The organism is Methylobacterium sp. 142-1Y, assembly GCF_057747795.1.
Window position 1 is genome coordinate 4,585,732 of record NZ_CM173224.1, and the last position, 13,989, is coordinate 4,599,720.

General features: G+C 71.3%; 2 protein-coding genes. Both read right to left on the minus strand.

The annotated features are described in order from the left end of the window. Positions 1 to 131 precede the first annotated feature (131 nt). Positions 132 to 1,901: a sulfotransferase family protein gene (locus tag AC3AOF_RS20995; protein ID WP_488346392.1), complete on the minus strand. Its 1,770-nt coding sequence runs from the start codon at positions 1,899 to 1,901 to the stop codon at positions 132 to 134. Between the two features lie 1,315 nt (positions 1,902 to 3,216). Next, the gene (locus AC3AOF_RS21000; protein ID WP_488346393.1) at positions 3,217 to 13,902 is read right to left on the minus strand and encodes an apolipoprotein A-IV repeat region-like domain-containing protein; all 10,686 of its coding nucleotides are present in this window, start codon (positions 13,900 to 13,902) and stop codon (positions 3,217 to 3,219) included. Positions 13,903 to 13,989 lie beyond the last annotated feature (87 nt).

The window sequence follows — 13,989 nt, forward strand, 5'->3', positions numbered from 1 at the left end:
ATACCGAATCCAGACAATGGCTTCCGAACTTCGTATCATATGCCGGCGCGGCGACGTGCAGCTCCCCGTAACTGAACGACGACGAAATCGACATCGCGAAACGAACGGCTGGATTTCTCATATCGTCAAATTTAACCGCACACGATGCTCGATAATATGGCACAAATGTCCCTATCGTCATCCGAATCTCGAACCGACGAAGGTCTGTGAGATTTGTCGGCTGCGATTTTTATCTTAAATATTTCATTTTCATTTATTTTTACCTCACAATCAAACCGGCTCACGCCCGATTCGACAACCCGCCACAAGAAGTTCTCGCCCTGTATGACGAGAGATAAATTTATTTCTTTGTATAAATCAATTAATTCATCGATTATATATATTTCGATGGTGATTTTCGTGATATACTTGCCAGCGTGCAATATGAAGGCCGATCGTCTCGCGAGCCAGCGATCGTTGTAAAATCCTTCTGAACACACGACTTTCACGGTATCGAACTCGTATGTCTCCGTGCCGCGCCCACCTAATTGCAGATCACTCGGCGCGACTCTCATATCGTATCCGTAAAAAGATAGATTGTCGGCCATGATCGCCGTCATCGTAGTTTTCTCGACGTCATCGAAGACACGGCGATATCCACCAACACGCCCGCTTTGCCTCGGCAGATCTGGGCCTTTTTGATGATCGCCGAACGCTTCCAATGCAGAATTATTAATAATATCTTTTAACAGCCTGTCGTCGGCAGGGTACCCAGCAAAACTCACCACCCTGCGAAACACGGAGATATCCCGAATTCGCAGATCTTCGTACCTAATCGTCAGCACCCGCTCGCCATCGTGATCGGCACAGGCCTTTCTCACAACATTTGTATGCCAATTCCACTGATGTGCGTAGTAGCCGACTGCGTTACGCCGCAGCTGCACATCTTGTGTTTCAGCCAAAATCCGGGAGGCGAACGGAGAAAACCGTGACCGGATCACGTCTCTCCCGTCCCGCACGAGATGGATCGCACGGGATCGGGGCGTCGCCCGTAACAACAGGTCGGAGGCATGCCCCTCATTCGGCGCCTTCAGGACAACCCTGTCGTACCCCTCCACACCCCAATGCAACATGACGTGCTTAAAAATAATATCTCTTATGCTCTCTATCAGCATATCATGAGTGCGCTCATTGAAAATAGATTCGTGCCGTTGGTACCCTTCGATCATAGTTCTTTTAAATACAGACCCTCGAATTTTCTCCTGATCGAAATGAGGACTCGACGGAAAATCGTCTTCGTAGGACGCGAATATTTTTGAATCCAGATACATGTAATGTTCGGGCTCCACCTCGAAAGCGCCGAGAATTCGCCCTATGTTCATTTCGTCGATCGGCCGATACCCGGTCTCGAGTCCGCCTTTCTGCTTGTTGAAAGCAGGGATAGCACCTAATATATCATGAGCAAGCCACGTCGTCCCGGCTCGTGGAGACCCGAAAATCCAGATATATTTTTCTTCGAGCTCTTCAACAATAGCGGAAAAATTTCCGACGCCAACGTCGATTTTTAAATCGAAAGCTTCGTCGAGCGGGCCGCCGCAAAATTCGAACTCCATAGCGAATTCCGATCCGCCGCAGATCAGATTGCGGTTTAACAATATTTGATGAATGTTATAGTTGTTCGAAAAAATCCTCTTATCCAGGATAGAATTACCTTGAATTATCCTCCAGTATATTTTTATATTGGCATCATTCTTGCAAATCTCGATCAATTTATCGGAGACAATAGAAAATACGACGACATCGCGATCAAGCGAAGAACTTAAAATTTTAAGGACACGACTGCTGAGACTGAAACTGAAGCGCGGCGTTTGCGGCGGAAATATTTTCGCCGAAATATAATCAACGTACTCTATCTTAGTCAAATTAAAGCTCCACACACAATAGCATCAGACCGATTGACGATTGCAGCCGATTGGCATCTTGACTTGTTTAGATATTAACAATATTTACGAACTTGCTGAGCGAACTCCATGGCTAAATTTTCCTAGACATACAACGATCCACAACGACAGTCACTAACTCTGCGAAACACACCTCACACTCATCCGATCTGTCAAAGCGCCCGATAGTACCTGCGTCGCACAGGTTAGTTCCTAGGTCTTAGCCCGTCAACCGCGCGCCGATTCTATCGGATCGTTCTGTCTCGCGACTTTTTCGGTGACCGGCGCATCCCTGCCGGATCGTCTCTCGTTCCGAGTGGACGTTCACGGTCCGCGGCGTGCCACGATCCCGGGCCGCCCGATCGGCGGAGTGACATTTCGTTGCGTGAATCGGGACCACGGCGATGGCGTCCGGGTTCGACGGCCCGATCAAGCGCGCCGTGTCGTACGCTTTCCGATTGATCGCTTCGCGATGCGGAAAGCGGCTTCGCTCAAGTGTGTGAAGCCCACGGCTTCACCGCGCGGGCTGGTGATACGAGATCCGGAAGTGATCTTCCTGATCTCGTGTGATCAGCCCACACTCCAGCGATGCAAGCCCCGGTGGCACGGCCTCGCACGGGCGGCCGCCACGATGCTGAACGCCCACGGCCTCCGACGGATGGATACGACTGCGTCGTCGCAATATGGTGCCGAACCGATCGACATGCGTCACGGCTGGATCATCCGTGTCCCACACTCCGATCGATCCCGATGCCGTGAGGGAGCGAGGGACCGTCGAGGCCCCTGCCCGGGACCTTTGCCTCGAACGCCGCCATGCGCCCACCCACCCCCGTCTCCAGCGTCCGGACGATTCAGGCGCAGCGGCTTTGCTTGGCGATGGCCCCGAAGAGCAACCTGTCCGGTGCCCTCTTGCCGTCACCCGGGCAGGAGAGACCATCCGCCGCGGCCGGTCACGCCGCGAGAACCGGCAGGCCTGCCAGAGCCAGGGAGGGGAGGCGGGATCGAACTCCCATGACGTCTCCCCGCGCGGTGAGAAGGACCGCGCCGGCCGCCGGATCGCCCGAGAGGCCGTCAATCCGCATACGATCCCCCGATATCATGGTCGAAGCCTGTGTCCGCCCCGCCGATGTTGCGGCTTTGCAGCGTGAAAGCTCTGCCACGAAAAGAGCAGGCGCCGGATCCCTTTCGTCCCACGCCAGGATCGTCGGAGAGCAGCTGTCGCCTCCGAAGAAGACCCCTCTCGATCGGCTCGATCGGAGGGGCCTTCGTCACGTCGGAGTGGGGTGTTCGGCGAGGCTCACGCCCCTTCGAACCGCCCGCTGGCATGGGCCAGCATCGTGTAGACCTTGCCGCTCTCCGAGGTGAGATAGGCGTTGGCCCGGCGCGGGTCCTTGTCGGCGCGGGAGACCTCGCCGAGCAGGCGCTCGAATTCCCGCACGTAGTGGTCGACGGTCCGGCGGAAATCCGGCTCGGCGCGGTAGCGGCGGCGGATCTCGTCGAAGGTCTTCTGGCCCTCCGCCGTGTAGAGGCGGCGGGTGAACAGGTCCGTCTCGCCGCGGCGATAGCGCTCCCACAGGTCCACCGCGGCGGCGTGCTCGATCATCCGGGCGATATTGCTGGAGATCGAGTCGATCGCCGCCGCACCGGCCCGGTCGGCATCGGACGCTTGGCCGGAACCCTGGCCCGACTTGCCCTGACCGGCCTTGCCGGTATCGGGCTTGCCTTGGTCCGACTTGCCTTGATCCGACTTGGAGGCCACCGCCTTGCCGGCGGCCGGCCCCTGATCCTCGTCCTCCTGCGAGGCGCGGATGAGGAGGTCGGAGAGCCAGCCGCCGGCCCCGGCGCCGGCACGGGGTGCGTCGCGCCGAGCCTCGCCGGCGGGCCGGTTCGCGGCCTGTGGCGCGGCCGGGTGGGCCGCTCCCTGAGCCGGACGGGCTGGCCCCTGGACCAGACGAGCCTGGGCCGGAGCGACAGCCGGGGCCGACTGAGCCGGAGCCACGGACGCCGAAGCAGCAGGCTTGGGCGCCGACGGCTTGACGGCCGGAGCATGGGTCGGGGCCGGTTGGGCCTGGGCTTGCGCCGGGGCCTGCGGCTTCTGGGCCGCCTGCGCCACGGACGCCGGACGGCCCGCTTCCGCGGCGCGGGGCTGTGCCAGGGGTTGCGCGACGTCGACCGCGCGGGGCGAGCGCTGGACCAGGGCCGAAAGCTCGTTCAGGGCCTTGATCTGCTCGGCCACCACCCGGCGCATCTCGCCGGTGGCGTCCTGCGCCTCCTGCGGGATGCTGACGACGCCGCGCTGCAGGTCGCCGCGGATCTCCTCCAGGGTGCGGCGGATCTCGGTCGCCATGCCGCGCATGGATTCCACGGTGCCCTGGAAGCGCTCGGCGGCGTCGCCGAAGGCCTCGCGCATCTCGCCCGAGGCGCCGGCCACCGCCTGGCGGACCGTCTCGGCCGCTCGCTCGCCCTCCTGGCCGGTGCCGGCGCGCAGGCGCTCGAACGCCTCCGTGACGGCGCTGCCGGCCTGGCGGGCGCTGGTCTCGATCTCGCGGCCGAGCGCCTGGGTGCGGGCCTCGATGGTCTTGAGCGTCGCCTCGACCCGGGCGCCGACGCCCTCCGTGGCGGCGGCGAGCGCCGCCGAGCGGGCGTCGATGCTGCCGAGCAGCGCGTCGATCTCGGCCTTGCGCTCGCCCAGCGAGGCGTTGACCCGGCCCTCGGCGCCTTCGAGCGCACCTGCGGCGGCCGTGAGGTCGCCGATATGCTGGCGTGCGGTCTCGGTGAGCGCCTTGCCGCGGGCGTCCAGCGTCGCCGCGAGGCCGGAGGCCTGGCGCAACGCTCCCGTCGCCGCGCCCTGGAGCGCGCCGACCTGCTCGGCGACCCGGTCGGAGGCCTTGCCCGTCTCGGTGGCGATCTCGGCGAGCGCCGACTGGATCTCCTGGACCCGGCCCGACAGCCCGCCCTCGATCGCCGACAGGTTCTCGCCGGACTTTCCGACGAGGTCCTGGAGGGCGCCGCAGGCACCCTCGATGCGGCCGATCAGGCCGCCGAGTTCCGCCCCGACGCGCTGGTTGACCTTCGTCAGGGCCTCGACCGCCCGGGCCGCGCCCTGGTCGGCCGCCCGGCGCAGGGTCTCGGCCGCCTCGGAGGACAGGGCCGCCAGCGTCTCGGCACGTTCGCCGAGCGCCGCCACGGCGCCGCCCATCCCCTCGGTCACCGCCCGCTCCAGCGCCTCGCTGCGCTGGGCCAGCACGCTCACCAGCTCGCTGCCGGGGCCCTCGACGACGTCGCGCAAGCGCGACACCTGCCGGTCGAGCCCCTCGACCGTCTCGCCGCTCGCCGCCAAAGCCGCCACCAGGGCGCCACCGCGCTGGTCGATGGTCCGCTGCAGCGAGGCGGTGGTCGCGTCGAGCTTCTGCCCGAGGGCGCCGCCGCGCTCGTCGACGATCTGGCGCAGGGCCTCGACCCGCTCGGCGAGGCCGCGATTCAGCTCGTTGCCGCGCCCGTCGATGGTCTGGGTCAGGTCGCGGGCGGTCTCGGCGAGCGCCCGGGTGAGGGTGGTGCTGCGCTGGTCGATCAGGGCCGCGAAGGCCGCCGCCCGGCGGTCGAAGCCGGAGCTGAGCTGGGCGCTGCGCTCGTCCACCGCCGCTGCGAGGGCCGCGGAACGCTCGTCCATGGCGCCGTGCAGGCTCGCCACCCGCTCGTCGAGGGCGGCGGTGAGCGCCGCCGTGCGGGCATCGACGAGGGCCGCATAGGCGTCGCTGCGGTCGTCGAAGGCGTCGGCCAGGGCCTCGCCGCGGGCCGCCACCAGGGCCGCGAAGGCGCGCATCCGGCCGTCGATCCGGGCCGTGAAGGCGGCGGAGCGCTCGTCGACGCTGCCCGACAGGGCCTCGGTGCGGGCCTGCATCAGGGCCGCCAGCTCCGCCGCCTTGGCGTCGACCAGCATCCCGAAGGCCGCGGCCCGCTCCTCGACGGTACCGCCGAGGGCCTCGACGCTCGCCCGCAGGCGCTCGGCCAGGGCCGCGCCGCCGCCGTCGAGCGTCCGGGCCATGACCTCGACCTGCCCGCCGAGCACCGCGTCGAGGGCGGCGCGGCTGCGCTCCAGGGCGCCGGACAGCTCGGCCACGCGGGCATCGAGCAGGGCGGTGAGCGCCGCACCGCGGTCGTCGAAGGTCTCGGCGAGGTCGCTGTTGCGCGAGTCGAGCAGGCCGGCCAGCGCGTCGCCGCCGCTGCGGATCGTCGTGGCCAGCACGTCGATGCGCTCCTGCACCCGGCGGGCGAGCACGTCGCCGGCGCCCGTCAGCTCGGCGAGCGCCCGCTGGCGGCCGTCGATCAGCCGCACCAGGTTGCCGCCGCCCTGCTCGATCGTGCCGGCGATGGCTTCTTCGCGCTCGCGCAGCAGGGCCGCCAGGGCCTCGACGCGATGGTCGAGGGTCTGGGCGAGCGCCGTCCGCTGCCCGTCGAGGGCATCACCGAGGCCGGCCTGGCGCTCGGAGAGGAGGCCGGAGACGGCCTGGGCGCTGCGCGACACGGCGTCGCCGAGGGTCGCGACGCGGGATTCGAGCAGGCCGGCGGCCTCCTCGCTCCTGGCCGCGATCAGGCCCGCCAGGGCCTCGCCGCGCCGGTCGAGACTGGTCTCGAGCGCCTGCGACCGGGCCTCGATCAGGCCGTCGAGATCGCGGAGCGCCGCGTCGACGCGGCCCGACAGCTGGGTGCCGCCGGTCTGCGCCGCCCGGGCGAAGGCCTCGGTGCGGGCATCGAGCATCCCGGCGAGCGCCTGGGCGCGGGCCTCCACCGCCTCGGCGAAGGCCGCGCCGCGGCTCTCGACCAGGTGGTCGAGGGCGGCGAGGCGGTCGTCGAACAGGCCCGACAGGTCGCGGGTGCGGGCATCGAGGGTGCCGACCGCGCGGCCGACCCGCTCCTCCAGGGTAGCGGCCAGCACGTCGCCGCCCTCGGCGATCACGCCGCGCAGGGTGCCGACCCGATCGTCCAGCACGGCCCCGAGGGCGCCGGCCTGGTCGTCGAGGAGGTTGCGCACCGCGACCGAGCGCTGCTCCAGCGCGTCGTGCAGGGCACGGATCCGGTCGTCGAGGCCGGCCTGCATCGCGGAGGACTGGCCGTCGAGGAGGCCGCGCAGGGCGACGGCCTGCTCGTCGAGCAGGGCGGCGAGCGCCGTACCGCGGTCGCCCAGGGCGGTGCCGAGCCGGCCCGAGCCCTCGTCGAGCACCCGGTCGGCCTCCTCGATGGTCTCGCGCAGCCGGCCGAGCAGGGTCTCGCCGCGCTGGCCGATGAGGTCGGAGAGCGCGTTGCCGCCGCGGTCGAACAGCCGCGCCAGCTCGGTGATGCGGCCGGCGAGCGCGCCGACCACCGCCTGGCCGCGGGCGTCGATCTCCTGCGCCAGCGCCGCGGTGCGCTCGTCGACGAGGCGGGCCAGGCTCTCGCTGCGGCCCTCGAAGGCGGTGCGGATCGCCTCGGCCCGCTGGGCGAGGTCGCGGCTCGCCTCGCCGCTGTGGTTCTCCACGAAGGTGACCAGCTCGCGGGTGCGGGCGCCCAGCTCGTCGTCGAGGCGGCGGGTGCGGCTCTCGATCAGGCTCAGGGCCTCCTCGGCCTTGACGCCGAAGGTCTCCTCCACGACGCGGCCGCGCTCGTCGAGGGCCTGGGCCAGGCCTTCGAGGCGGGCGATGACCCGCTCGTCGAAGCGGGCGGCGCCGGCATCGAGGGAGCGGGTCAGTTCCTCGGTGCGGCGGCCGAGCTCGTCGCCGATCTCGCCGACGCGGGCGGTCAGGGTGTCGCTCATCGCCTGGCTGCGGGCGGTGATGGCGCGGGCGAGCTCGTCGGCGCGGCCGTCGAGGGCCTGGGCGACCTCGCGGCCGCCCTCGGCCATCACCCGGGCCATCTCGCCGGCCCTGACGATCAGGGCCTCGTTCAGCGCCGTGGCGCGGGCGCCGATATGCTGGTCGACATGGGCCACCATGGTGCTGAAGGTGGCGCCGATCTCGGCGGTGCGCTTGGCGGAGCGGTCCTCGAGCGCGCCGAGCTGGGCCTCGACGGCCTCCCGGGCCTCGCGGGTACGCTCGGCGATGGTCTCGGCCACGGCCCGGCCCTGGACCGTGATCAGGCGGTCCATCTCCTCCAGGCGCCCGGACACGCTCGCGGTGAGGTCGTGGGTGTCGCGCGAGATGCGGTCGGCCAGGATGTCGCCGCGGGCGATCGCGTCCTGGAGCGCCGCGAGGCGGTTGGTCAGCACCTCGTCGATGGCGCGGCCACCGTTCTCGGCGGCGCTGGCGAGCGCCGTGCCGGTCTTGTCGAGGGCGTCGTTGACCCGGGCGCCCTGGCTTGCCACCGCCACGACGATGTCGCGGCCGGCAGCAGTGAGGCGGGTCTGCGTCTCCTCGGCGTGCCGGCCGATCATGTCGGTCAGCGCGCGGCCATTGTCCTCGAAGGCGGAGCCGACCTCGGCGAGGCGGGTGTCGAGGGCGCCGGTGGCGGCTTCCGCCGCGAGCGCCAGGGCCGCGGACACGTCCTCGGCCTGGCGCGTCAGGTGCTCGACGGCGCCGCGCAGGGTGGCGTCGGTGGCCTGCGTACGGTCGGCCACCAGGCGGCCGGCCTCTTCCGCGGCGCGGGCGAAGGCCGAGGCCGCTGCCAGCGTGCGGGCATCGACCTGCCCGGTCGCCTGCTCGGCCGCAGCAGTGATCGCGGAGGCGATCTCCTCGGCGCGCGCGGCCAGGCCGTCCACGGCGTCGCGCAGGGCGGAGTCGACGGCCTTCGCCCGGTCGCCGAACAGGCGTCCGGCCGCATCCGCGGCTTGCGCGAAGGCCGAGGCTGCCGCGAGCGTCCGCGCGTCGAGGGCGCCGGTCGCCGTCTCGGCGGCGCGGCCGATCGCGAGAGCGGCTTCCTCGGCCCGGCCCGCCAGACCCACCACGGCCCCGTGCAGCGCCGTATCGGCCTCGCCGGCCCGCAGACCGATCACCTGCGCGGCTTCCTCCGCCACCCGGGCGAAGGACGACGCGGCTTCCGCGAGACGCGCCTGCAGCGCACCCGACGCCTCCTCGGCGCCCTGGCGGAACGCCTCGACGCTCTCGGCCGTGCGCGCGCCCACCGCACCGGTCGCCGTCTCGGCGGCCCGGCGCAGGACCTCGGCGGCCTCCTCGGCACGAGCCCCCAGTTCGCCGGTCGTCGCGGTGGCGGCCTGCCGGAACAGCTCGGCCGCGGCCTGGCTGCGGGCATCGAGCTCGGCGCCGGTGGTCTCCAGGGTGCGCCGGAAGATGTGCGCCACCTCGACCGTGCGAGTCCCCAGTGCCCCGGTCGCCTGCTCGGCGGCCCGGCGCATGATCTCGGCGGCCTCCGTCGAACGACCCTGGAGCGCGTCGCCGACCGTATCGGCCGACAAGGTGAGGGCGGCAGCCGCCGCCTCGGCGCGTTCGGCGAGACCCGCCAGCGCGGTCCGCAGCGACGCGTCGGCGGTCTCGGTGCGCTTGCCGATCAGGCGGCTCGCCTCCTCGGCGGCCGCCACGAAGGCCGCGGCGGCCGAGGCGGTGCGCCCGTCGAGGGCGCCGGTGGCGCTCTCGGCCGCGAGCGCGAGCGCCGCAGCGACATCCTCGGCCTGGCGCGTCAGGTGCTCGACCGTGCCGCGCAAGGTCGCGTCGGTGGTCTCAGTACGCTCGGCCACCAGGCGGCCGGCGTCTTCCGCGGCGCGGGCGAAGGCCGAGGCCGCCGCCAGGGTGCGGGCATCGAAGTGACCGGTCGCCTGCTCGGCGGCCGCGGCGATCGCCGAGGCGACCTCCTCGGCCCGCTCGACCAGGCCGTCGACGGCACACCGCAGGGTCGCATCGGCCAGGCTCGCGCGCTCGGCCACCAGATGGCCGGCCGCTTCCGCGGCCTGCGCGAAGGCACTCGTCGCCGCCAGCGTCCGCGCGTCGAGGGCGCCGGTCGCCGTCTCGGCGGCGCGGCCGATCGCGAGAGCGGCTTCCTCCGCCCGGCCCGCGAGCCCGACCACGGCCCCGTGCAGCGCCGTATCGGCCTCGCCGGCCCGCATGCCGATCACCTGCGCGGCCTCCTCCGCCACCCGGGCGAAGGACGATGCGGCCTCGGCGAGACGCGCTTGCAGCGCACCCGACGCCTCCTCGGCGCCCTGGCGGAACGCCTCCACGCTCTCGGCCGTGCGCGCGCCGACCGCACCGGTCGCCGTCTCGGCGGCCCGGCGCAGGACCTCGGCGGCCTCCTCGGCACGAGCCCCCAGTTCGCCGGTCGTCGCGGTGGCGGCCTGCCGGAACAGCTCGGCCGCGGCCTGGCTGCGGGCATCGAGCTCGGCGCCGGTGGTCTCCAGGGTGCGCCGGAAGATGTGCGCCACCTCGACCGTGCGAGTCCCCAGTGCCCCGGTCGCCTGCTCGGCGGCCCGGCGCATGATCTCGGCGGCCTCCGTCGAACGACCCTGGAGCGCGTCGCCGACCGTATCGGCCGACAAGGTGAGGGCGGCAGCCGCCGCCTCGGCCCGCTCGGCGAGACCCGCCAGCGCGGTCCGCAGCGAGGCGTCGGCGGTCTCGGTCCGCTCGCCGATCAGGCGGCTCGCCTCCTCGGCGGCCGCCACGAAGGCGGCGGCGGCCGACGCCGTGCGCCCATCGAGGGCACCGGTGGCGGTCTCGGCCGCGAGCGCGAGCGCCGCGGCGACATCCTCGGCCTGGCGCGTCAGGTGCTCGACCGTGCCGCGCAGGGTCGCGTCGGTGGTCTCAGTGCGCTCGGCCACCAAGCGGCCGGCGTCTTCCGCGGCGCGGGCGAAGGCCGAGGCCGCTGCCAGCGTGCGGGCATCGAAGTGACCGGTCGCCTGCTCGGCGGCCGCGGCGATCGCCGAGGCGACCTCCTCGGCCCGCTCGACCAGGCCGTCGACGGCACCCCGCAGGGTCGCATCGGCCAGGCTCGCGCGCTCGGCCACCAGATGGCCGGCCGCTTCCGCGGCCTGCGCGAAGGCACTCGCCGCCGCCAGCGTCCGCGCGTCGAGGGCGCCGGTCGCCGTCTCGGCCGCGCGGCCGATCGCGAGAGCAGCTTCCTCCGCCCGGCCCGCGAGCCCGACCACGGCCCCGTGCAGCGCCGTATCGGCCTCGCCGGCCCGCATGCCGATCACCTGCGCGGCCTCCTCCGCCACCCGGGCGAAGGACGATGCGGCTTCCGCGAGACGCGCCTGCAGCGCACCCGACGCCTCCTCGGCGCCCTGGCGGAACGCCTCCACGCTCTCGGCCGTCCGCGCGCCCACCGCACCGGTCGCCGTCTCGGCGGCCCGGCGCAGGACCTCGGCGGCCTCCTCGGCACGAGCCCCCAGTTCGCCGGTCGTCGCGGTGGCGGCCTGCCGGAACAGCTCGGCCGCGGCCTGGCTGCGGGCATCGAGCTCGGCGCCGGTGGTCTCCAGGGTGCGCCGGAAGATGTGCGCCACCTCGACCGTGCGGGTGCCGAGCGCGCCCGTCGCCTGCTCGGCGGCCCGGCGCATGATCTCGGCGGCTTCCGCCGAGCGGCCTTGCAGCGCGTCGCCGACCGTGTCGGCCGACGAGGTGAGTGCGGCAGCCGCCGCCTCGGCGCGTTCGGCGAGACCCGCCAGCGCGGTCCGCAGCGAGGCGTCGGCGGTTTCGGTGCGCTCGCCGATCAGGCGGCTCGCCTCCTCGGCGGCCGCCACGAAGGCGGCGGCGGCCGACGCCGTGCGCCCGTCGAGGGCACCGGTGGCGCTCTCGGCGGCGAGCGCCAGGGCGGCGGTGACGTCCTCGGCCTGGCGCGTCAGGTGCTCGATCGTGCCGCGCAGGCTCTCGTCGAGGGAGAGGGCACGGGTCGCCACGCTGCGGCCGGCCTCGTCGGCGGCGCGGGCAAAGGACGCGGCAGCGGTCTCGGCCTGCTCGCCGACATGGCCGGTCGCGGCCTCGGCGGCTTGCCGGAAGCGGTCGGCGAGGGCAGCAGCACGGGCGTCGAGATCGGCGCCGATCTCGTCCGCGGTGCGGCGCAGGGCCTCGCCGGCGCCGGCGGTGCGGGCCTCGAAGCCGCCCTGCAGCGTGTCGGCGGCGAGCGCCAGCGCGGCCTGCGTCTCCTGGGTGCGCCGGTCGAGGCCCTCGGCCAGGTCGCGGCTGCGAGTCTCGAACGCGGCGGCCAGCGCACCGAGCGCCTGGCCGATCCGGCCCTCGGCCTCGCCGGTGCGTTCGGCCACCAGGGCGGCGACGCGCTCGCCGGTCTGGTCCAGGCTGCGCTCCAGGCTGCCGCCATGGCCGACCAGCACCTCCTCGACGCGCCCGATCGTCTCCTCGAGGCGGGACGCGAGGTCGGCGCCGCGCACGCCGAGCGCCTGGGCGGCGTCCTCGACCAGCGTCGAGAGGTCGTCGCGCACCTTCGTCGCGCGGTCGCCGAAGGCCGTGATGACGCCGTCGCTGGCGCGGGCGAGCCCGGCCTCGGCCGCCGCCGCGCGGGTCTCGATCGCCACGGCGACGCCGTTGCCGGCCTCCTCGATCTCCTCGCGGAGCGCGATGCCGCGATCCGAGATATGGGCCGCGATGGCGCTGCCGGAGGCGGCGAAGCGCTCGGTGATGGCGCTGCCGGTCTCGGCGAAACGCTCGGTGAGGTCGGTGCCGCGGGCGAGGAAGCGCTCCTCCAGCCCCTGCGCCGAGCGCTCGAAGGTGTCGCGGACTTGCGCACCCTCGCGGTTGAGGGCCTCGATCACCTCGGCGCCGGTCTCCGCCAGGGTGCGGGCGACGGTGCCGGCATTCTCGGCCAGCGTCCGGGTGAGGAGGCCGCCGGTGCGCTCGAACGCCTCCGTGACCTCGACGGCACGGGTCTCCAGCGCCCGGCTTAAGGAATCGCCGACGGTGCCGAGATCGGCCTTCACGCCGTCGCTGGTGGCGACGAGGCGCTGGACCAGGTCGTCGCCGCGGCCGGCCACCGCCTCGACCACCCGGTCGCCGGCGGCGGCGAGCGCCAGGGTCACGGCCTCGCCGCGGTCGCCGAGAGCCGCCGTGATCGCCTCGCCGCGGGCGCCGAGCGCCGCGGTGACCCGCTCGCCGGCCCCGTCGACCGCCGTGACGATGCGCTCGGCCGCGGTGTCGAGCTCCTGGGTCAGGGTCTGGTGCGAGCCCTGGATCGCGCCACGCACCCGCTCGGCATTGGCGACGATCGTTTCGCGCTGCACCACCAGCTCCTCGACGAGGGAGCGGATGCGGATTTCGTTGTCCGAATAGGCACGCTCCAGGGTCGAGATCTCGCCGCGCACCAGGGTCTCGAGCTCGCCGGCGCGGGCGAGCGCCCGCTCGACGCCATCGCCGACCGCCGCGACCTCGCGGCGGACCGCCTGCGACATGGTCAGGACCGCGTCGGTGGAAAAACCCTCGGGCTCGGCGAGCCGGATCGCCACCTCGCCGACCGCGCGGGCGACGTGGCGCATCTCCTGGGCCCGCACCGCCAGCATGGCGGCGATGAAGAACAGCATCACGGGGGCGAGCACGGCCGCCGCGCCGACCGCGCCCTGGAGGCCGCCGAGACCGGCGGCAAAGCCCCGCAGGTCGCCGCCGGACTGGATCCAGGCGAGCACCGTGAAGCCGGCGAGCCACACGAGGGCGGCGAGACCCGCGACGACATAGGGCGTGCGCGACGGCTCGATGCGCAGGGTCTGCTGCAGGGCCCCGACGCTGCGGCGGTCGTCGTTGGCGACGAGGGAGCGGTCGGGCGGCAGGAGCCCTCCCTCGCGCACGAGACCGCCCTCGCGACGGCCGTCGCGGGAGCCGGGCAGGGGGCTGCCGTCGAAGCCGGGCTCGCGCACGAGGCCGCCATTCGCCAACGGGTCGGACAGGGGGTCGGCATCGTGGATGTCGGGCAGGCGGGGCTCGACCCGGCTGCCGTCGAGGGGATCCGTCGATCGGGCGTCGGGCGAGCGGGGATCCGGTCCTGCCGGATGGTCCAGGTTCAGGGCCTGCTCAATCGCCGACAGCGCCGCTTCCGCCGGATCCTTGAGCTTCTTTTCCGTCGCCATCGAACGCCCCGTTACGCCGTGAACGCCGCCGGGCAGCCCGCGAGGGCCGCCGCGCCGCATCATCCCCGAAGATCCCGCGAAACCCGC

Bases quoted from the DNA above. Each gene is read 5' to 3' on its own strand.
- AC3AOF_RS21000 (WP_488346393.1), bottom strand. From the start codon at position 13,902: ATGGCGACGGAAAAGAAGCTCAAGGATCCGGCGGAAGCGGCGCTGTCG.